Origin of the sequence: Nocardia concava NBRC 100430, from assembly GCF_000308815.1 — a bacterium.
Lineage (GTDB): Bacteria > Actinomycetota > Actinomycetes > Mycobacteriales > Mycobacteriaceae > Nocardia > Nocardia concava.
In genome coordinates, this window is sequence record NZ_BAFX01000095.1 from 31534 (window position 1) to 51876 (window position 20343).

Annotated in this window: 21 protein-coding genes; 11 read left to right on the forward strand and 10 right to left on the reverse strand. The window is 68.0% G+C overall.

What is annotated here, in order from left to right; genetic code table 11:
- Positions 1–13 precede the first annotated feature (13 nt).
- Positions 14–1150 carry an alkene reductase gene (locus ON43_RS21780; protein ID WP_040810283.1) on the forward strand — a complete coding sequence of 379 codons (1137 nt, stop codon included), beginning with the start codon at positions 14–16 and terminating at the stop codon, positions 1148–1150.
- 8 nt (positions 1151–1158) lie between these two features.
- On the opposite strand, the gene dapF is transcribed toward ON43_RS21780, so the two are convergent.
- The 4 genes from dapF to ON43_RS21800 all read right to left on the reverse strand — a co-directional run bounded on the left by dapF (position 1159) and on the right by ON43_RS21800 (position 4663).
- Positions 1159–2076, reverse strand: coding sequence for a diaminopimelate epimerase (gene dapF / locus ON43_RS21785; protein WP_174416481.1), 918 nt, complete (start codon positions 2074–2076; stop codon positions 1159–1161).
- Positions 2077–2081: 5 nt separating this feature from the next.
- Complete coding sequence (locus ON43_RS21790; RefSeq protein WP_040810285.1) at positions 2082–2903, reverse strand: TrmH family RNA methyltransferase; 822 nt, start codon at positions 2901–2903, stop codon at positions 2082–2084.
- Positions 2904–3020: 117 nt separating this feature from the next.
- Positions 3021–3923 carry a tRNA (adenosine(37)-N6)-dimethylallyltransferase MiaA gene (gene miaA, locus ON43_RS21795; RefSeq protein WP_040810287.1) on the reverse strand — a complete coding sequence of 301 codons (903 nt, stop codon included), beginning with the start codon at positions 3921–3923 and terminating at the stop codon, positions 3021–3023.
- On the reverse strand, positions 3920–4663 hold the full coding sequence (locus ON43_RS21800) for a class III extradiol ring-cleavage dioxygenase family protein (RefSeq protein WP_245568687.1): 744 nt from the start codon (positions 4661–4663) through the stop codon (positions 3920–3922). The genes miaA and ON43_RS21800 overlap by 4 nt, the downstream gene beginning before the upstream one ends.
- A 212-nt stretch (positions 4664–4875) precedes the next feature.
- On the opposite strand from ON43_RS21800, the gene ON43_RS21805 reads away from it, so the two are divergent.
- Positions 4876–6345 carry a DUF349 domain-containing protein gene (locus ON43_RS21805; protein WP_083913599.1) on the forward strand — a complete coding sequence of 490 codons (1470 nt, stop codon included), beginning with the start codon at positions 4876–4878 and terminating at the stop codon, positions 6343–6345.
- A 297-nt stretch (positions 6346–6642) separates the two neighbouring features.
- On the opposite strand, the gene ON43_RS21810 is transcribed toward ON43_RS21805, so the two are convergent.
- Positions 6643–7572: a zinc-binding dehydrogenase gene (locus ON43_RS21810; protein ID WP_040810291.1), complete on the reverse strand. Its 930-nt coding sequence runs from the start codon at positions 7570–7572 to the stop codon at positions 6643–6645.
- Between the two features lie 81 nt (positions 7573–7653).
- Here ON43_RS21810 and ON43_RS21815 point away from each other — a divergent pair, with 81 nt between their 5' ends.
- Positions 7654–8289 carry a TetR/AcrR family transcriptional regulator gene (locus ON43_RS21815; protein ID WP_040810293.1) on the forward strand — a complete coding sequence of 212 codons (636 nt, stop codon included), beginning with the start codon at positions 7654–7656 and terminating at the stop codon, positions 8287–8289.
- A 63-nt stretch (positions 8290–8352) separates the two neighbouring features.
- Entirely contained in the window at positions 8353–9138 is a 786-nt protein-coding gene (locus ON43_RS21820) for a phosphatase (RefSeq protein ID WP_040810295.1), read from the forward strand.
- A 50-nt stretch (positions 9139–9188) separates the two neighbouring features.
- Here ON43_RS21820 and ON43_RS21825 read toward each other — a convergent pair whose 3' ends face one another.
- Positions 9189–10298: a GlxA family transcriptional regulator gene (locus tag ON43_RS21825; RefSeq protein ID WP_063712594.1), complete on the reverse strand. Its 1110-nt coding sequence runs from the start codon at positions 10296–10298 to the stop codon at positions 9189–9191.
- A 94-nt stretch (positions 10299–10392) separates the two neighbouring features.
- Here ON43_RS21825 and ON43_RS21830 point away from each other — a divergent pair, with 94 nt between their 5' ends.
- Entirely contained in the window at positions 10393–11790 is a 1398-nt protein-coding gene (locus tag ON43_RS21830) for an MFS transporter (RefSeq protein ID WP_051178893.1), read from the forward strand.
- 57 nt (positions 11791–11847) lie between these two features.
- On the opposite strand, the gene ON43_RS21835 is transcribed toward ON43_RS21830, so the two are convergent.
- Together ON43_RS21835 and miaB are read right to left on the reverse strand one after the other, a co-directional pair.
- A complete protein-coding gene (locus ON43_RS21835; protein ID WP_051178930.1) occupies positions 11848–12453 on the reverse strand; it encodes an Rv2732c family membrane protein in 606 nt (201 codons plus the stop codon).
- Positions 12454–12813: 360 nt separating this feature from the next.
- Positions 12814–14340 carry a tRNA (N6-isopentenyl adenosine(37)-C2)-methylthiotransferase MiaB gene (gene miaB, locus ON43_RS21840; RefSeq protein WP_040810297.1) on the reverse strand — a complete coding sequence of 509 codons (1527 nt, stop codon included), beginning with the start codon at positions 14338–14340 and terminating at the stop codon, positions 12814–12816.
- Positions 14341–14550: 210 nt separating this feature from the next.
- On the opposite strand from miaB, the gene ON43_RS21845 reads away from it, so the two are divergent.
- The 6 genes from ON43_RS21845 to ON43_RS21870 all read left to right on the forward strand — a co-directional run bounded on the left by ON43_RS21845 (position 14551) and on the right by ON43_RS21870 (position 18807).
- The gene (locus ON43_RS21845; RefSeq protein WP_040810504.1) at positions 14551–15279 is read left to right on the forward strand and encodes an amino acid ABC transporter ATP-binding protein; all 729 of its coding nucleotides are present in this window, start codon (positions 14551–14553) and stop codon (positions 15277–15279) included.
- A gap of 55 nt (positions 15280–15334) precedes the next feature.
- Positions 15335–16174, forward strand: coding sequence for a glutamate ABC transporter substrate-binding protein (locus ON43_RS21850; RefSeq protein ID WP_040810300.1), 840 nt, complete (start codon positions 15335–15337; stop codon positions 16172–16174).
- Between the two features lie 81 nt (positions 16175–16255).
- Entirely contained in the window at positions 16256–16936 is a 681-nt protein-coding gene (locus ON43_RS21855) for an amino acid ABC transporter permease (RefSeq protein WP_040810302.1), read from the forward strand.
- Positions 16933–17844, forward strand: a complete 912-nt coding sequence (locus ON43_RS21860; protein WP_051178896.1) for an amino acid ABC transporter permease — start codon at positions 16933–16935, stop codon at positions 17842–17844. Before ON43_RS21855 ends, ON43_RS21860 begins: the two co-directional genes overlap by 4 nt.
- A gap of 64 nt (positions 17845–17908) precedes the next feature.
- Positions 17909–18184 carry a hypothetical protein gene (locus tag ON43_RS21865; protein WP_040810304.1) on the forward strand — a complete coding sequence of 92 codons (276 nt, stop codon included), beginning with the start codon at positions 17909–17911 and terminating at the stop codon, positions 18182–18184.
- A gap of 47 nt (positions 18185–18231) precedes the next feature.
- Positions 18232–18807, forward strand: a complete 576-nt coding sequence (locus ON43_RS21870; protein WP_040810306.1) for a DUF1990 domain-containing protein — start codon at positions 18232–18234, stop codon at positions 18805–18807.
- 76 nt (positions 18808–18883) lie between these two features.
- On the opposite strand, the gene ON43_RS21875 is transcribed toward ON43_RS21870, so the two are convergent.
- Positions 18884–19306, reverse strand: a complete 423-nt coding sequence (locus ON43_RS21875) for a pyridoxamine 5'-phosphate oxidase family protein (RefSeq protein WP_040810510.1) — start codon at positions 19304–19306, stop codon at positions 18884–18886.
- 29 nt (positions 19307–19335) lie between these two features.
- Positions 19336–19995 carry a hypothetical protein gene (locus ON43_RS21880; RefSeq protein ID WP_040810308.1) on the reverse strand — a complete coding sequence of 220 codons (660 nt, stop codon included), beginning with the start codon at positions 19993–19995 and terminating at the stop codon, positions 19336–19338.
- Between the last annotated feature and the right edge of the window lie 348 nt (positions 19996–20343).

Consider the following 20343-nt stretch of genomic DNA (forward strand, 5'->3'; position numbering starts at 1 on the left):
TTACCTTACCGGCATGACGAACACAGACCTCTTCACCACCGGCCGCATCGGCGCTCTGGAACTCCCGAATCGGCTGGTCATGGCCCCGCTGACCCGCAATCGTGCGGAGACGGACGGGACACCCTCCGAACTCATGGCGATCCAGTACGCGCAGCGGGCGACAGCCGGGCTGATCATCGCCGAGGGCACCACCCCGAATCCCGTCGGCCAGACCTACCCGAACATCCCCGGCATCCATACCGATTCGCATATCGCGGGCTGGCGGCGCGTCACCGATGCGGTGCGGGCTCGGGGCGGACGGATGTTCCTGCAACTGCAGCACGGCGGGCGCGTCGGACACCCGGACAACAGCGGGCTGATCCCGGTCGCACCGTCCGCGATTCCGCTGCCGGAACCCATCCACACCCCGTCCGGGGTGCAGGAAGCCGTGACCCCGCGCGAGCTGAGCCACACCGAAATCCAGGACACCGTCGCCGATTACGCCACCGCCGCCCGTAATGCGGTGGCTGCGGGATTCGAGGGCGTGGAGATCCACAGCGCCAACGGCCATCTGCCGCACCAGTTCCTGGCGGGCAACACCAACCGTCGCACCGACGGCTACGGCGGATCGATCGAGAACCGGATCCGCTTCACCCTCGAGGTGGTCGACGCGGCGATCGCCGCCATCGGCGCGGACCGGGTCGGCATCCGCATCGCGCCCGGCGTCACCGTCAACGGCATCGCCGAAGACGACACCGACGAGCTGTACCCGGCCCTGGTCGCCGCGCTGGCCGAGCGCCACCCGGCCTACCTGCACCTGGTTTTCGCGGACCCGGAAAGCAGCCTCTACCACCGGATTCGCCAGCTCTGGCCGACCACCCTCATCGCCAACCCGAACCTGGGCTGGGGCGTCCCGCTGCCCGCCGACGGTGGCCGCGCAGCCGCGGAAGCGCTGCTCGCGGCGGGCGCGGATCTGGTCTCCCTGGGCCGTTCGTTCCTCGCGAACCCCGACCTGGTGGAGCGCCTGAAGATCGGCGCACCCCTCAACCCGCTCCGCGACGAGCCCCTGATGTACGTCGGCGGCCCCGAGGGCTACATCGACTACCCGACCCTCGAAACCGCCGATCCGATCCCTGCCGCGGCTCAGGCGCTCAGCACCGCCGCCGCGTGATCGACGAATCAGGCGTCCTGCCACCACTTGGCGGCAATGCGGCCCGTCGCGACCAGCTCCGACGGGCCGCGCAGCCACGCGGCGCCGTTCTCGATGCCGACGGTGACCACGCCGCCGGGGATGCGGACCTGGATGTGGCCGACATCCGAGGCCAGGTCGAAGCCGTCGGCGGCCAGGGCGGCGGCCGCGGCGGCGACGGTTCCGGTCCCGCAGGAGCGGGTTTCGCCGACGCCGCGTTCGTAGACGCGCATGTCGACGCCGCGCTCGCCGTCGGAACCGACGGCCAGCGCGGTGAGGATCTCGACGTTGACGCCGTGGGGGAACAGGGTGTGGTCGAACCCGGGCAGACGCTCGAGGTTCAGGTCGGCGAGGGAGGCCGGGGTCAGGGACGGGTCCACGCAAGCCAGGTGCGGGTTGCCGACATCGATTCCGAGACCGGTGAATTCGCGGCCGTCGACGTTCGCGGTGGAAGTGCCGAGGGTTTTGACGCGACCCATGGCCACGGTCACCTCGCCGTGGACCGGATCGGCGTGGTGGACCACGACCGGACGGGCCCCGGCGCGGGAGCCGACGACGAATTCCTCGCGCTTCTCCAGACCGTTCGCGACCAGGTAGTGGGCGAAGACGCGGACGCCGTTGCCGCACATCTCGGCGATGGAACCGTCGGCATTGCGGTAGTCCATGAACCAGTCCTCGCCGCTGACGCCCTCCGGCAGTCCGGCCAGCACGCCGTTCTCGATCAGCGCCGACGCGCGGGCGACCCGCAGCACGCCGTCCGCGCCCAGCCCGCGCTGGCGGTCGCACAGGGCGGCGACCCGCGATTCGGTGAGCTCGAGCCACGCGTCCGGGTCGGGCAGCACGACGAAGTCGTTCTGGGTGCCGTGGCCCTTGCTGAATTCGATATCGGCCGCGCTGTTCTCGCTCATAGTCCTCACCGTAGTGCCCGGCGTTGCCGGGATATCTCGTAGAGGGCCACCGCGGCCGCGGAGGGCGAGCCGAGGGTGCCGTCGGTCGGGATGCACACCAGCTCATCGCACACCTGCCGCCAGGCGGGGGTCAGCGATGCGCTGTCGTCGCCGAGGACCAGGACGGTGCCGCCGTCGAATTCCGCATCGTCGAGGGCGAGGCCGCCGTGGTCATCACTGCCGACGATACGGGTCGCGATTCCGCGGGCCCGCTGCCGGTCCCGGAACGCCGCCACCTGCGCGGGACCGGAGGCGCGCAGCACCGGGATCGCGAACAGTGCGCCATCGGAGGCGCGCACGCTCTGCGGGTCGTAATGGTCCACGCCGGAACCGGTCACGATGATCCCGCCCGCGCCGAACGCCACCGCCGAGCGGACCAGCGCGCCGAGCCGGATCGCCGACGCGGGCCGGTCCACCACCACGACCGGCACCGGATCACCCGGCGCGCCCGGCGCGAACTCCTCCAGTTCGGGCCGCCTGGTCGCCGCCACCGCCACCAGCTCCGGCACCGCCTCGCCGGGTTCGGCCAGCTCCACCATCACCTCCGGCACCAGCCCGACCCCCGGCACGCCACTCGTCTCGAGCAGCTGCCGCACCCAATCCGGCGGCTCGGGCGCACCGAGCCGGTAGACGAGAGTCTCCAGCGGCCAACGACAATCGAGCGCGCGCGTGATGGCGCGCCTGCCGTGCACCAGGAATCGACCGTCGCGCAGCCGTCTGGCCCTGTTGCCCAGGTACTCCCGCCACAATTCCACCGAGGCATTCCGCGTATTCCCACGGCCCGTCACCCCAGCAACGTAACGCGCGACCCCGACATCCACGGCGAGAATCTGGCGTGTCCCCCACCCCTGGAGTGTCAGGGTTCGATCACTCGGGAAGGCGTGTGCCGGTAAGGCGTTCGGCGATCAGCCGTGCTCGACAAGAGCCATCGCGGTGGCGGACAGCTGCGGGTCCGCGCCGTCGACCCAGTGCACGCGCTGATCGCGGCGGAACCAGGAGCGCTGGCGGCGGACGTAGCGGCGGGTGCCGATGAAGGTGCGCTCCTGGGCTTCGGCCAGGTCGTACTCGCCGTCCAGGAAATCGAGGACCTGCGCGTAACCGATGGCGCGGCGGGCGGTTTGGCCGTGGCGCAGGCCCCGGGCGATGAGCTGCTCGGTCTCCTCGACCAGACCCGATTCGAACATCTTCGCGGTGCGCAATTCGATGCGGGCATCCAGTTCGGAGGTGTCGCGATCGACACCGATGATGACCGTGCCCCAACGGGGTTCGCCGATCTGCGGCGCGGAGGCGGCGAAGGGTTTGCCGGTCAGCTCCACCACCTCGAGCGCACGCACCATGCGCCGGCCGTCGGTGGGCAGGATGGTCTGGGCGGCGACCGGATCGGCCTGCTTCAGGGCCTCGTGCACCGCGACGGTGCCGCGGTCGGCCAGCACCGCCTCCCACTTCGCGCGGATCTCCGGATCGGTGGCCGGGAAATCCCAATCATCCAGCAGCGCTTGGACATACATCATGGAGCCGCCGACGATGACGGGGGTGCGGCCGCGCGCCATGATGGCCTCGACATCCGCACGGGCGGCGGACTGGTAGGAGGCGACGGTCGCGGTCTCGGTGACATCGAGGATGTCGAACTGGTGATGCGGGATGCCACGGCGTTCGGGGACCGGCAGTTTGGCGGTGCCGATGTCCATACCCCGATACAACTGCATGGCATCGATATTGACGATCTCGCCGTCGAGCCGTTCGGCCAGATCCAGGGCCAGATCCGACTTCCCGGTGGCGGTGGGTCCGACCACGGCGATGGGCCTCATGCCGCGGCTCCCGGACGCCAGACACTCACGTGGTAGCCGACACCGAACGGGGCCGCGGCATAGAGCGTTTCGACCTTCGGATCGGACGCGTCGGCGGCGAAGAGTCCGGCCAGCACCTGGTAGGCGGGACGACCCTCGACCTCGAGCTCGGCACACAGGTGGGTGTCGAGGGCGGCCAGGGCCTGCCGGTCCCCCGCGCTCAGCGCACGATCGATCTCGGCCTGCACGCCCTCGGCGCGCTCATCGAGATAGCGCGGAGCCTTCAGCGACAGGGTTGCCGCACCGTCGCCGACCACCAGCACCGCGATCGGCTCGGGCTCGGCATCGAGCTCCGCGCGCAGGTAGCGGCCGAAGGTCAGGGCCTCGTCGGCCGAGGCATCCGCCGAGATCAGACGGCATTCGGCGACGACGCCGGGCCCGACCTGTTCCCGCAGCCAGCCTGCGATCAAGGCGGGCAGCGGCAGCAGCGGATCCGCATTGCGGCCAGCAGAGACACGCTCGGCAACCGATCCGGCCAAACCAACTCGGACATCCACGCCGTATCCCCGGAATGTGCCCACCGATTCCGAACCGATCACCCGGTCCGTTTCCGCGGCCTCGGGCTCCGCCACGCCGACCACGATCCAGCGCGACGCGCGGGCGGCCAACTCCCCCGCCGCGGCCAACACCGCAGCTCGCAGCGTTGCGACGGCACCGTCACCGACGGCACCGGCCGTACCCTCGAGTTCGGGTACCAGCACGGGCGGCGAGGGAACCAACGACGCAACACAGAACACGCCGTCAACCGTAGCGCTAACGCACCTCACCAGCCCCACCCCGGCCGGACCGCCGCGCCGCCGAAGCGGGCTCAAAGACAGCATTTCCCATCTCAGCCTGGTTGAATGGGATGCAGTTAGACGAATGAGCTAGGGCGTAACCAGGCAGCCGTGACGCGCGGCAGGGACGAGGAGCAATGAGCGACAACAACGGAACCGAGAAGGCTACCCACCCGGAGTCGACCCCGACGCCCAAGCCCGGCGCCGCAGTGCCCACCCCGAGCTCAGCCCAGGTTCCCACCCCCAGTGAGAGCGCCAAGCCGTCTCCCGCGGCCGCCGCGGCACCCCGTCCGGGTGGCCCGCGCCGCAAACCTGAATCCCCCAAACCGCATGCCGTCAAACCCGCGCCCGGCCCGGCCACCCCGCATCCCCATCCGGTGGTGGTCCCGAGCGTGAGCGACCCCAGCCAGTGGGGCCGGGTCGACGAGGACGGCACCGCCTGGGTCAAGACCGCCGACGGCGAACGCGTCATCGGGTCCTGGCAGGCCGGTGACGCCACCGAGGGCCTGGCCCACTTCGGCCGCCGCTTCGACGATCTGGCCACCGAGGTCGCGCTGCTCGAGGCCCGCCTGGCCGCCGGCACCGACGCCCGCAAGACCAAGGCCGCCGCCACCGCGCTTGCCGAAACATTGCCGACCGCCGCGGTGATCGGCGATATCGACGGCCTGACCGCCCGGCTGCGGGCCATCATCGAACACTCCGACGAGGCTGCCGCGCACGCCAAGGAGGAGAAGGAACGCACCCGGCACGAGCAAACCGAGCGCAAAGAGGCCCTGGCCGCCGAGGCCGAGCAGATCGCCGCCGAATCCACCCAGTGGAAGGTCGCCGGTGACCGGCTGCGCGAGATCCTCGACGAGTGGAAGACCATTCGCGGCGTGGACCGCAAGGTCGACGACGCGCTGTGGCGGCGCTTCTCCAAGGCGCGCGAGGCATTCAACCGCCGCCGCGGGGCACACTTCGCCGAGCTCGATCGCGAACGCGCCTCGGCCAAGACGCGTAAGGAAGAGCTCTGCGTGCGCGCCGAGGAACTCTCCGGGTCGACCGACTGGTCCGGCACCGCGGCCATCTTCCGCGACCTGCTCACCGAGTGGAAGGCCGCCGGCCGCGCGCCCCGCGAGGCGGACGAGCAGCTGTGGCGTCGCTTCAAGGCCGCGCAGGACGTGTTCTTCGCCGCCCGCAACACCGCGGCCACCGAACGCGACCACGAGTTCGAGGCGAATGCCACCGCCAAGGAAGAACTCCTGCACACCTACGAGAACATCGACCCCGAGTCGAACCTCGACGCCGCCCGCAACGCCCTGCGCGAACTCCAGGAGAAGTGGGACGCCATCGGCAAGGTGCCCCGCGAGCGCATGCACGACCTGGAATCGCGCCTGCGCGCCATCGAGAAGAAGGTCCGCGAAGCCGTCGACGCCCAATGGCGCCGCAGCGATCCCGAGGCCATGGCCCGCGCCGCCCAATTCCGCGAACGCGTAGCCCAATTCGAGGAACAGGCCGCCAAGGCCCAGGCCGCCGGCAAGACCAAGGACGCCGAAAAGGCCCTCGAACAGGCCAAGCAATGGCGCGAATGGGCCGAAGCCGCCGAAGGCGCGGTCAGCCAGCGCTAGGTCGACACCGACCCGTCCACCAGAATTCGGCGCGACCCGCGACAGGTCGCGCCGAATTCTCGTAAAGGCCCGCACACCAGCTGATTTCAGCGGATATCGCGGCGCAGCACTGCCCACACATTTCAGGTGGCAGCCGTGATCGGCTGGTCGGCCCCACGCCCAGCAGTCGTGGCCCGCGTTCCGACTGCTGGCCTTTGGTTTGCCAGCGGCAGCGTTTGACCAGAACTGTCGAGGATCGGCCAGGGCCGGAATGGCTTTGCGAGGCGCATAGATCGGATGGCCGGTGGATCGACCGGGTCAGTCGAGGTCGAGGACGGCCTTGCCGTGGAGGCGGCGGTCGAGCAGGGCCGTGGTGGCCTCCGAAACGTCCTGCCAGGAGCCGCGCCAGGCGATTTGCGGATCGAGGCGGCCGTCGGCGATTTCGGCGGCCAGCCAGGTGAGGTCGGGACCCAAGTCGGGGCAGGACAGCAGGAAGAAGGTCACCAAGGAGCGGTCGTGGCGGCCCTCATGGCCGAAAAGTGCTCCGTAGGGGAAGGATTCGCCCTGGCCGTGGGAATGGCCGACCGCTACCAGGGTGCCGCCCTCGGCTAGTTGTTCGAAGGCCGAGACCAGAGCCGGGCCGCCGATCAGGTCGAGGACACCATCGACCGGGGCGGTGAGTTCGGCTGGGTCGGTGACTATTTCGTGTGCACCGAGCCTTTGCAGGCCGGAGCCCTGGCCTGCCGGGTCGCCGGTGGCGGCGATGACGTGTGCTCCCCCGCGTCGGGCCAGCTGCACCGCGAAGCGGCCGACGCCGCCGCTGGCGCCGGTGATGAGGATCCGTTTGCCGAGCAAGGGGCCGATGCGGCGCAGGGCGCGTAGTGCGCTCGCGCCCGCGACCGGGACGGTGCTGATCGCGCCGAGGTCGGCGTCGGCGGGCACCACGCCGAGGAGATTCGTGTCGACGGAACGCAATTCGGCCCAGCCGCCGCCCTCGCCCAGGGTGACGACCGCGGTTCCGGCGGCGGGTCCCGAGCCGTCTGCCGCCGCGCGTTCGACGATTCCAGCTGCGTCCCAACCCAATACCGTGCCCTCGGGCGCGTCGGGGATCCCGAAGGCGACCTCGCCATTGTTCAGCGACGTAGCGGTGATGCGGACCAGGGCCTGGTTCGCGGCGAGTTCGGGATCCGGTACCTCGCCGAGGCGAAGACCCCCGGCAGCGGAACGGTCGACCAGCAGAGCACGCATATCGAGCTACCTCTCAGCAGAAAATGTCACTAAGTGGCAAATTACCTCGAGAGGCATTCGTCAACAAGTTACAGTTGCCGCATGAGCCTCGCGATCCCCGACGACCTGCCCCTGCGGGACCGCAAAAAGCTGCGCACCCGGCAGAACCTGATCGATACCGCCCTGACCAGGTTCACCGACGACGGCTTCGACGCGACCACCCTCGACGCCCTCTGCCACGACGTCGAGATCTCCAAGCGCACGTTCTTCCGCTACTTCAAGAGCAAGGAAGACGTGGCCATGGCCCCCACCCAGGACCTGTGGGCCGTCTTCCTGACCGAACTGGAAACGATCACACCCCGCACCGACCGCCTACTGGACCTGCTCGAGGACACCCTGCTCGCCGCCCTGGACCAGATGCCGAACGAGAGCTGGGCCGACCGGGTCCTGCGCAGCCGCCGCCTGGCCGCCGAGGTCCCCTCGATGAACGCCCACGGCCTCGAATTCTGCGACGCCACAACACGTTCCGCCCTGACCATCCTCACCACCCGCTTCACCCTGAACCCCACCGACCCCCGCCCCCGCCTCGCCTTGGACCTGGTCGTCTCCGCCTTCGGCTACGCCCTCGAGGAATGGACCTTCCTCCCCACCCCCGGCACCCGCGCCGACCTGACAGCCCACGTCCGCTCCGCCTACCTGGCAGCCCGCGACAGCCTCACCATGACAATCCCCCGATAACCCAATTCCACCGCCGCACAGGGTGATCCACGATCGACCCGATTCGCGGTTAGGCTCGCGAACATGGCACCGAGTCGGGAAGAGCTGATCACGCATCTGGTGGCGACTGGAATGGCGGGCCAGGTCGCCACGCCTCGGGAGAACAACCTCGCGCACTATTGGCGACTCGCACAACGGGATCCGGGATACCTCTTCGGCCTCGACATCGGCCCCGAGTGGGACGCGGACGCGATCTTCGACCTGATGGTGCGCAAGGTGGGCGTAGATCCGCGGCGCGACTACCGGCGCGGCGTGGACACCATCGACCCGGAATGCACTGCGGCCGCGTTGGATCGGTATGCGGCCAGGTTCGACAAGGCAATTCGCGAGCGGCAGCGGGTGCTCTTCGCCACCGGGCATCCGAAAACGCTCACCCGGCTGTACCAGCGCTTGGCGGGCGCCCTGACCGACGCGGGCGGGAGCGTGGTCGAGGCGGGCACCGGGGCCATCTGGGACGACCAGACTCACTATGGCGTACAACGACTTCGGATCGACTATTTCCAAGGCGTCGCCAACCTCATGGCACCGCGCGGGGCGATCCACACGCATTCCGCCATACCGATCGGCCTGGCATTGGACGCGCTACGCCGGACCGGAGGGCCGATGCCCGACCTGGTGGTGGCCGACCACGGTTGGTGCGGCGGGGCCGCGCAGGCCGGAATCGACGCGATCGGGTTTGCGGACTGCAACGACCCAGCCTTGTTCGTCGGCGAGGAGATCGGCACAGTCGCGGTGGCCGTGCCGCTCGACGACGGCATCGACGCCGAGCAATACGACCTCCTTGCGGACTACCTCGTCGGGCGGGACTGATCCAGAGACCGGGAATCACCGCGGCCACGACATATTCGCGGCGGAAAGGATCATGACTCGTGCCGGTCCGGAATCACGAGCTCCATTTCCGCAGCGTCCAGCTCCTTCCGCAGGTTGGTCACACGCTCGACGAGAGCGGCACCGGACAGCGGGTTCTCGGCCGGGGCGGGGTCGGTGATCACCTCGTGGCGGGTGGGGCGGTGGGAGCGGCGGTATTCGGTTGGGGAGAGGCCTACTTCGCGGTTGAAGTGGGTGCGGAGGTTGGCGGGGGTGCCGAGGCCGCAGCGGGCGGCTACGGATTCGACGGGGAGGTCGGTGAGTTCGAGGAGTTCTCGGGCTCGGATGAGGCGTTGGGTGAGGAGCCATTGGAGAGGGGTGGCGCCCAGTTCGGCGTGGAAGCGGCGGGCGAGGGTGCGGTCGCTGAGGTTGGCGTGGGCGGCCAGGTCGGCGACGGTCAACGGGTCGTGTAGACGGGTCAGGGCCCATTCGAGGGTGGCGGAGAGGCCGGAGTCGGCAGGGTAGGTGGGGACCGGGGATTCGAGGTATTGGGCCTGGCCGCCGGCGCGGTGCGGGGAGACGACGAAGTAGCGGGCTACCGCGTTGGCGATGTGGGAGCCCAGGTCCTTGCGAATCAGGTGCAGGCACAGGTCCATTCCGGCCATGGTGCCGGCGCTGGTGAGAATGCGGCCGTCGTCGATGTAGAGGACGCCGGGGTCGATGTCGAGGTGGGGGTAGCGGGCGCGCAGCGCGTCGATGTGGCGCCAGTGGGTGGTCGCGCGGCGGCCGTCGAGCAGGCCAGCGGCGGCCAGGACGAACGAGCCCGTGCACAGGGAGGCGATGCGGGCGCCGCGCTCATAGGCCAGGCGCACGGCCTCGACGAGGTCGGGGGGCGGGTCGATGGGGGCGTGCGGGGTCGACGGGACGATGACGGTGTCGGCGTTGATCAGGTCGTCGTAGTCGTATTCGGTATTGCTGGCGAAGTGGTGGCGCAGGGTCGCGTGGCGGGTGTCGCGGGGGCCGCAGAGCTTGAAGTCGTACCAGTCGGCGGGGTCGACGCCCTGCGGGAGCTCGGTGAAAACCTGGTACGGGATGGCGACCTCGAAGATCGGCATCCCGGAAGCTACCGCGAGGGCGAGGGTTCCGGGACCGTTCGAATCCATGACTCCACGCTAGCGCGAGAGTTGTCAGAAATCTATCGCAGTGTGGCATTCCTGCCACTCGTGGATCGGGTGGCGAGCGAGCAAGGTCTAGAACATGACCACGACGAGCGAACGCACATTCCCGGTCCCCCAGGCGGATACGGCCGATCCGAGGCGATGGCGAGTGCTGGCCATAGCCGGGATCGCCCAATTCCTGGCGATCCTGGATCTTTTCGCGGTCATCGTCGCCTTCCCGGCCTTGCAGCGGTCGTTCGAGGATGCCTCCACCGGCATGGTGTCGTGGACGTTGAACGCCTACACGATCGTGATGGCGGCCCTGCTGGTTCCCGCCGGTCGGTTCGCTGATGACACGGGGCGCAAACGCGGATTCCTGCTCGGCATAGCGCTTTTCGGGCTGGCATCGATCGCCTGCGGACTCGCACCGAATCTGGCGATCCTCATCGCGGCGCGCGTGCTGCAGGCCGCGGCCGCCGCCCTGCTCATCCCGACCGGTCTCGGCCTCGTGCTACCGGTGTTCCCGAAACGCGAACACACCACGGTCATGGGCATCTGGACCGCGATTGCCGCGGCGGGCGGCGCGAGCGGACCGGTGATCGGCGGACTGCTGCTGCAGGCCGGATGGCGGTGGATCTTCCTGCTGAACGTGCCATTCACGGTGGTGGCGTTCGCATTTGGCCTGAAGGTGCTGCCCGATATCCGCCATCGCGTCAACCGGCGTCTGGATCTGCTCGGCGCGGCGCTGATCCTCGGGGCGACAGCCGGTTTCACCACGGTGTTCGTGCAGGCCACCGACTGGGGTTACACCGCGCCCGGCACGCTGGGTTGCCTGGCCGCGGCGATCGTCCTGACCGGCTTGTTCATCCTGCACGTGCGCCACCACCCCGACCCGGTGGTGAGCCCGATCATCCTGCGGCACAAGCTGTTCCGCACCGCGACCCTCGGAGTCTTCTGCTACTACCTGGCCTTCGCCGCCATGATCCTGGAGGCGACGCTGTTCATGACCGAGGAATGGCATTACTCGGTCATGCAGGCCAGCCTCGGCGTGGCGGCCATGCCGATCAGCTGCCTGGTGATGTCGCCGTTCTCCGGCCGCTTCGTCGCCCGGTTCGGCGCACGCACCTCAGCGGCACTGGGCGGAGCGACCATCGCCATCGGCTGCGCCTGGTGGGTGCTGGCCAGCGGCTTCTCGAATTCTTATGCGGTGGTGATGATTCCCGGCGCGCTGCTGGCCGGGGCCAGCACGGCGCTGCTGCAACCGCCGCTGTTCGGCGCCTCGACCCTGCTGCCCGAGGACCAGATCTCGCTGGGCTCCGGCACTTTGATGATGGCCCGCCAGACCAGCTCCGCCCTCGGTGTCGCCATCCTCACCGCGATCCTGGGTTCGGCCGCCACCCGCACCATGACCGAATTCCGGGCGGGCTGGCTCTACATGGTGGTCGCTGGCCTGGCCGCGATGGTCGCCGGACTCGCCTACCGGCCGGATCGCGCCTGATCAGGACATGAAAAAAGCCCGGCCGCAATCGAATCGCGGCCGGGCCTCTCGAAATTCTCAGTCCTCGCCGAACAACCGGCGACGCTGCTGCTCCTCGGCCTGCGCATCGGCCAATCGACGCTGCTCCTCGGCGGCCAGGTGCACAGTGGTGCGAGCCCACACCACGCGCACCCAGTGGAATGTCAGCACCATGATGGCGATGGTCGCCAGAATCAGCCCGACGGCCGGTCCCGCGCCGTGGTAGTTGCCCAGTCCCGGAGTCTGCCGGTGCCAGATCGACAGCACGCCGAACACGCTGCCGATGGCCGACCCCGCGACCGCGATCCACGCCAGCAGCCAACGGCGGGTGATCAGCGCCAGCATCGAGAAGCCGATGCCGAACACCACCACGAACCACACGAAGATCCGCGACGGCAGTCCGATGTGATCGGCCTGGGCGACCGTGTCGTAGAGCAGCACGTCGATGCCGCGGGTCTTGCCCGCGTGCGGCAGCACCAGCGAGGCCAGCAGCACGAACACCGCGCCCGCGACCACCATGGCGCGCACGCCCGGATCGATCTCCCCCGCGATCTTGCGCTCGACCGCCTCGAGGTCCGAACGGAACTGCTCGAAGTCCTGACTGTTCAGAGCCTGCTTGCTCTCTTCGTTCGCCTCGGCCTTCATGCTCTCCTCGCTCGCCTCGGTCGGTTCTGCCTGTGCTGCTTCGTCTTCCGGGTGTTCCGGCTGCTCACGAGGCTGGTCGGACTCGTCGGGGCCGGTGGGTTGCTGCTCGGTCATTCCGCTCGCGATCCTCGCTCACGCCTTGCGCGTCATTGGTCGGCGGCGTGCGGCCCGGAGTTCCCGCGACGGGCGCATCGACCCACACGTACCCCAGGCATCCTGCCCTATGACGCTGCGTAGTTGACAGCGACCCCGCCGATCCGGGGCCTTACCCGTCATCCCGGCGCGTTTTTGGCCGGGATCCACAGCGGGCAGGATGGATTCCGGCCAAAAGCACGCCGGAATGACGAGGGGATGTTGTCGCTAGTCTCCGCAGGCGGAACCGCAGCCCGCGGCGGCGGTCTCGACGACTACCGGCGCGCCGATGCGGGGCAGGCCCAGGCCGACGCCGATGGGGGCGGTCTTGGGGGTGACGCCCAGCTCGTGGGCATCACCGGCACGGGTGCGGCGGTGGGTGAGGACCTCGCCGTCGGCGATGAGGTAGTGCGGGGCCGCGCCGGTGATGTCGACGGTGATCACGTCGCCGGGTCGAATCTCGCTGCCGGGGGCCGGATTCGCGGTCGGGCGGAAGTGCACGAGACGGCCGTCGCGGGCCCGGCCGGACATGCGGGCGGTCTTGTCGTTCTTCTTGCCCGCGCCCTCGGCGACCAGCAGCTCGACGGTCGAGCCGATCAGCGCCTGGTTGCCCTCGAGCGAAATCTGCTCCTGCAGCTCGATCAGCCGGTCGTAGCGTTCCTGCACGACCTCCTTCGGCAGCTGATCGGGCATGGTCGCGGCGGGCGTGCCGGGGCGGATCGAGTACTGGAAGGTGAAGGCGCTGGTGAACCGCGCCTGCCGCACCACGTCCAGGGTCGCCTGGAAGTCCTCCTCGGTCTCGCCGGGGAAGCCGACGATGATGTCGGTGGTGATGGCGGCATGCGGCATGGCCGCGCGCACCTTCTCGATGATGCCCAGGAACTTCGCGCTGCGGTACGAGCGGCGCATGGCCTTCAGCACTCGGTCCGAACCCGACTGCAGCGGCATGTGCAGCTGCGGGCAGACATTCGGCGTCTCGGCCATGGCCTCGATGACGTCGTCGGTGAACTCGGCCGGGTGCGGGGAGGTGAAGCGCACGCGCTCGAGGCCCTCGATATTGCCGGTGGCGCGCAGCAGTTTCGCGAACGCCCCGCGATCGCGCTCCTCGGTCGGGTCGGCGAAGGAGACGCCGTAGGAGTTCACGTTCTGGCCCAGCAGCGTCACCTCCAGCACGCCCTGATCGACCAGCGCCTGCACCTCGGCGAGCACGTCGCCGGGCCGCCGGTCGACCTCCTTGCCGCGCAGCGACGGGACGATGCAGAAGGTGCAGGTGTTGTTGCAGCCCACCGAGATCGACACCCAGCCGGCGTAGGCGGACTCGCGCTTGGCGGGCAGCGTCGACGGAAACGCTTCCAGCGCTTCGATGATCTCGACCTGAGCCTCTTCATTGTGGCGGGCCCGCTCCAGCAGCACCGGCAGCGAGCCGATGTTGTGGGTGCCGAACACCACATCCACCCAGGGGGCCTTCTTGACCACGGTGTCGCGGTCCTTCTGCGCCAGACAGCCGCCGACGGCGATCTGCATGCCCTCACGGGCCGCCTTGATCGGCGCGAGGTGGCCGAGGGTGCCGTAGAGCTTGTTGTCGGCGTTCTCGCGGACCGCGCAGGTATTGAAAACGACCAGGTCAGCGGTGTCGCCGACCACGGCCTTGACGTATCCGGCGTCTTCGAGCAGACCCGAGAGTCGCTCGGAGTCGTGCACGTTCATCTGGCACCCGAAGGTGCGGACCTCGTAGGTGCGGGCCGGGGAATTCACCCAACCAGGGTAGATGGTCGTGGAATTGTCGCCGAATCAGCGTCCTACGGCGCGATCGCGGTCTCGGGAGTATCAATCGCTGGTTACGCGGGGGTGTCGAGACCCGGCACAGCGGGAGCCGCAAAGGCAAAGACGAGCATTTCGGGCGCAAGGTGGTTAGGGTCACTGGTCATGACCGATGCTGCCGATCACATCAGCACCTCCGCGCCGATGATCTCGATGCGGAATGTGGACAAGCACTTCGGCTCGCTGCACGTATTGCGTGACATCAATCTCGAAGTGCCCCGGGGGCAGGTCGTGATCGTGGTGGGTCCCTCGGGCTCCGGCAAGTCGACACTGTGCCGAACCATCAACCGGCTCGAGACCATCGATTCCGGTGAGATCTCCGTCGACGGAGTGAAACTGCCCGACGAGGGCAAGGCGCTGGCCAAGCTGCGCGCCGATGTGGGCATGGTGTTCCAACAGTTCAACCTGTTCGCGCACAAGACCATCATCGAGAACGTGATGCTCGCGCCGGTGAAGGTGCGCGGGCTCAAGAAGGACGCGGCCCGCGGGCGCGCGCTGGAACTGCTGGAGCGGGTCGGCATCGCCAACCAGGCCGACAAGTATCCGGCGCAGCTCTCCGGCGGCCAGCAGCAGCGCGTCGCCATCGCCCGCGCGCTGGCCATGGATCCCAAGGTCATGCTGTTCGACGAGCCCACCTCCGCGCTCGACCCGGAAATGGTGTCCGAGGTGCTCGACGTGATGGTGAAGCTGGCCCAGGACGGCATGACCATGCTGGTCGTCACCCACGAGATGGGCTTCGCGCGCCGCGCGGGCAATCGCGTGCTGTTCATGGCCGACGGGGCGATCGTCGAGGACTCCACCCCCGACAGCTTCTTCACCGCGCCGAAGTCGGATCGCGCCAAGGACTTCCTGGGCAAGATCCTTTCCCACTGACCCCCCACTCCACTTAGGGAAACCCTCCCGCCTCCACGAGAGAACAGGACGTTCGATGAGGATCAACCACGCAATCCGGATCGCCGCCGGAGTGGCTGCCCTGGCGCTCGCCGTCACCGCATGCGGCGGCGGCAGCAACAAGTCCGCTGGTGAGAACGCTGCCAAGGGCAAGCTCACCGTCGGCATCAAGTACGACCAGCCGGGCCTGGGCCTGCTGAACAAGGACGGCAGCTACAGCGGCTTCGATGTCGATGTGGCCAAGTTCGTCGGCGACAAGCTGGGCGTGAAGCCGGAGAACATCACCTTCAAGGAGTCGCCGTCGGCGCAGCGCGAGACGCTGATCCAGAACGGGCAGGTCGACTTCATCGTCGCGACCTACTCCATCACCGACGCTCGCAAGCAGAAGGTCGACTTCGCCGGCCCGTACTTCCAGACCGGTCAGTCGCTGCTGGTGCGGTCGGACAACACCGACATCACCGGGCCGGACTCGTTGAACGGCAACAAGAAGCTGTGCTCGGTCAAGGGCTCGACCCCGGCGCAGAACATCAAGGACAAGTACGTCAGCGCGCACGAGGTGCAGCTGATCACCTACGACACCTACTCGCTGTGTGTCGAGGCCCTGAAGTCCGGCGCGGTCGACGCGGTCACCACCGACGACATCATCCTGCGCGGTTACGCGGCGCAGTCGCCGGGCGCGCTCAAGGTGGTCGGCAACACCTTCACCACCGAGAAGTACGGCATCGGTGTGAAGAAGGGCGACACCGAGACCCGCAACAAGATCAATGACGCCATCGAGGCCATGATCAGCACCGGGGCGTGGAAGGCGGCGCTGGACAAGAACTTCGGCTCCACCGGCTTCCAGATCCCGGAGCCGCCCAAGGTCGACCGGTACTGAGTCACGGCGCGTGCCGGGTGATTTCTCGTCGCTGAAATCACCCGGCGCGCTTCGTTTTCCGATCGGAGGAATGGGGCAGTCGTGTTCGACTTGATCTCCAACTATCACACCAAACTGCTCGACGCGTTCTGGGTGACCATCAAGCTGACGCTGTATTCGGCGTTCTGGGCGCTGATTCTCGGCACCGTGGTGGCGGCCATGCGGGTGTCGCCGATTCCGGTCGCGCGGTGGTTCGGGACCTTGTACGTCAACATCATTCGCAATACGCCGCTGACGCTGATCATCGTGTTCTGCTCGCTCGGCCTGTACTCCTCGCTCGGGCTGCGGCTCGCGCCGGAAGGGTCGGACAGTATCGCGCAGAACAGTTTTCGCTTCGCGATCCTCGGATTGAGCGTCTACACGGCGGCTTTCGTCTGCGAGTCGCTGCGATCGGGCATCAATACCGTTCCGTTCGGGCAGTCCGAGGCGGGGCGGTCGCTCGGGTTCACCTTCGGGCAGAACCTGCGACTGGTGGTGCTGCCGCAGGCGTTCCGGGCCGTCATCGCGCCGCTGGGCAGCGTGTTCATCGCGCTGACCAAGAACTCGACCATCGCCTCGGCCATCGGTGTCGGTGAGGCCGCGCTGCTCATGTCGGAGATGAACGAGAACGAGGCGGCGGTGCTCAATATCGGCGCCATCTTCGCGCTCGGGTTCGTCATCCTCACCCTGCCGACCGGATTGCTCTTCGGTTGGCTGGCCAAACGATACGGGGTGGCGCGATGACCGCGGCTTCTGTGCTCTACGACGCGCCCGGCCCCCGGGCGCGGCTGCGCTATCGGATCTACTCGGTCCTCGCGGTGGCGGTGGCGGCCGGGGTGATCTGGTTCGTCTACCGGGGACTCGCCGACAAGGGCCAGTTCGAGTGGGCGAAGTGGAAACCGTTCACCGAGAGCCAGATCTGGTCGACCTACCTGTTGCCGGGTCTGCGCGGCACGCTCGAGGCGGCGGCGCTGTCGATCGTGCTGGCACTGGTGCTGGGCATGGTGTTCGGCATTCTGCGACTGTCGGACCATCGGTCGATCCGGTGGGTCGCCGGGTTCATCGTCGAGATCTCGCGGGCCATTCCCGTGCTGATCCTGATGATCTTCCTGTTCAACCTGTTCGCGCAGAACAATGTCTTCCCGTCCGACCAGTTGGCGCTCTCGGCCGTGGTGCTGGCGCTGACCGTCTACAACGGGTCGGTCATCGCCGAGATCGTGCGCTCCGGCATCTTGGCGCTGCCCAAGGGGCAGACCGAGGCGGCGGTCGCGCTGGGCATGCGCAAGACGCAGGTGATGGTGTCCATCCTGCTGCCGCAGGCGGTCACCGCCATGCTGCCGGCCTTGATCTCGCAGATGGTGGTGGCGCTCAAGGACTCCGCGCTGGGTTACCAGATCACCTATCTGGAGGTCGTGCGATCGGGCGCGCAGCTCGGTGCGGCGGAACAGAATCCGATCCAGTCGCTGATCGTGGTGGCCGCCATCATGATCATCCTCAACTACACGCTGACCGTGGTCGCCACGCGTGTCGAGAAGTGGCTGCGCACCCGCAAGCGCGGGTCGCGGACCGCACTGCCCGCCGGTGCCATCGCCGCTCCCCCGGGCATGGGTACCGGGCCGGTGGTCATCGGCGAGGCGAAGTCCGGAAACTGACCAATTGTCCTGGCTCGGGAGAAATTCCGAGCCAGGACGGTTTCCAGCTCGCATACTGAATTTCATGAACGAAGACGACAACGCTCGGAGAGAATTCGTCTTCGGGCTCTTCCTGATCACGGTCATCGCTCCCTTGGCCGCCGGCCTCGCCACCTTCGCGGCAATTCTCGGTGCCGCCCGCATCTCCGAGACCCTCCCCCGCCTCCGCGACAACCGGCGTGCCACCACCGACGGCTCCGCCCCCGCCCGCCTGGCCGCCCCGCGCCACCGCCGCCACACCAACCACCGCCATACCCGCCGCGCGGTCTCCACCCGCCGCCCCGGCGGTGTCCTGCACTGAGCAGAGGCGTCCTGCCTTGACCCGGCCCGCATGCATATGCTGGGCCGATGGAATCAGACCGGGACTTCACCTACGGTCCGGTCGGTGCGACCAATCCCGCCGATCCCAACTGGGCCGCCCGGGTGCCCGGATTCCGGCGCTTCGAGACGACCACGATCCTCAGCGACGGCCGCCCAACCAATGGCGACCGGACGACGAGCGGCGACCGCATGACGTCGAGCATCTGGAACCGGGCCACCGAAGAACTCCTGACCTGGGGCATCAAGCGCCGCAGCGGCTTCCGTGTCGCACCACTCGACACCCCCGACCTCCGAGTCTCTCCGGGTGCGAACTTCCGAATCACCGCCGCAATGGGCCCGATCGCGATCCATGAACCGATCCGAATCGTCGCCGTCGTAGACACCCCCGATCGTGCCGCCTTCTCCTACGGCACCCTCCCCGGCCACCCCGTCTCCGGCGAGGAAGCCTTCATCCTCCACCGCGCCGACGACAATTCGATCCTGCTGACGCTGCGGTCCCTCACCAGCCCCGCCCCGAACGGCGTCTGGCGCACCGCCTTCCCCCTCCTCCTGGTAGCCCAGCGCCACTACCGCCGCCGCTACCTCCGCGCCCTCACCCCCTGATCGCCGAGCGGCACATCCTGGAGGGCTTTTGTCCGGATAATCCCGGATTCCGCCTCCAGGGTGTGCCACTCGATGATCAGACGGTGCCCATGTCGGCGGAGAGCCAGTGGTCGGGGCGCATGTAGACGACCACCTGGTCACCTAGGGACTCCGCGTATTTCAGGTACGGGTCCACCTTGTCGGCGGGGAGGTACCGCGCTGCCATCTCACGCAGCATCCCGTCCTTCATGGGTTCGATCCGGGTGATCGGCCCCTCGGCGGTCACATAGCGCACCGACGGCGTCAAAACCTGCGCCATGATGCTGAACCGTCCCGCGGCCTCCAACGCCCGCACCTTCCTCGACCCGGCGCTGGTCACCACCCACAGCTCACCCCCGGGCGAATACTGGTACCAGATCGGCACATTCAGCGGCGCGCGATCCGGGCTCACGGCCACAGCCATCGCACCGATGTGCGGCTGAGCCAGAAACTCCTGTCGTTCCTCCAATGTCAATGCCATGCCCTCCACGGTACGTCGGGGCACCGACATCAAGCTGATTCGAGCACGCAGGCATTGTCGTAGGCGCAGGCGAAGGCGTCGGCCGATTCCGGATCGTCGTCGTTTTGCTCGAATGCGCGTAACAGCCTGTCCCGCAACGACTTCCGTCCTATCCAAGCGCGGATTTCCGGTTCGATTCGGCGGGATGTGAGGGCGATTGTCACGAACTCGGCGAGATGACGGTCTGCCGCCGCACCGGTCGACGCATCCCAGAGCGCCAGGAACCGGTCGGGAGGTATGGCCGCGGCGGCGGTGGCGCGGAGAAATTCGGCGCAGTCGGCGAACGTGCCCGCTCGGGACGGGAATTCGGACAGCAGAAACAGCCATGCCCGGTCGAGGAAGGTTTCGATAGCCAACCGTTCGTCGAGCGGCCAGGATTCCCATTTCTGCTGAGCCAACTTGCCCAACACGATGTCGGGATCGAGTTCATTCGTCGTGATGAGCCGCTCGAACAGCAAGGGCAACAGCGCCTTGACATCGGTGCCATCACCAACGGTATTGCCGAGCTTGATGCTCAACCAGAAAAGGTCGACCTCCTCGACCCTGACCGGCGGGCCGCAATGCGGGCACCGCTCGAGCACCGGACGACGAGGGTAGCTCGCAAAGACCTGCGCGATATCACGCAAGGCCGCCGCAATCCCCTCGTTCATGCCCCGATTCTGTCAGTCGGAATCCGACAGGGCACCCGATAATTCGGCCTTCACCACCGTATAAGCGATGGATTGGCTGATGCCTCGGCGAGCAAGCATGCCGACGAGGCGGCGAATTGCCTTCTCCCGCTCCAGCCCGGCGGGGATCTTGCTCAGATTGGCTCGGGCCAGCTCTGTCGCACGGGTGCGCTCGTCATCGGCCGATTCGGGCAGCTCGTCGAAGGCTGATTCCGCAGAGTTCGACTCGTCCGAGTTCGATTCATCGGAATCAGCTGCGCGAGAACCTGTCTTGCGCCCCGAGGCGGCAAGTCGCGAAGCGCGTGGCGGCGGAGCATCGTGCGAACTGTT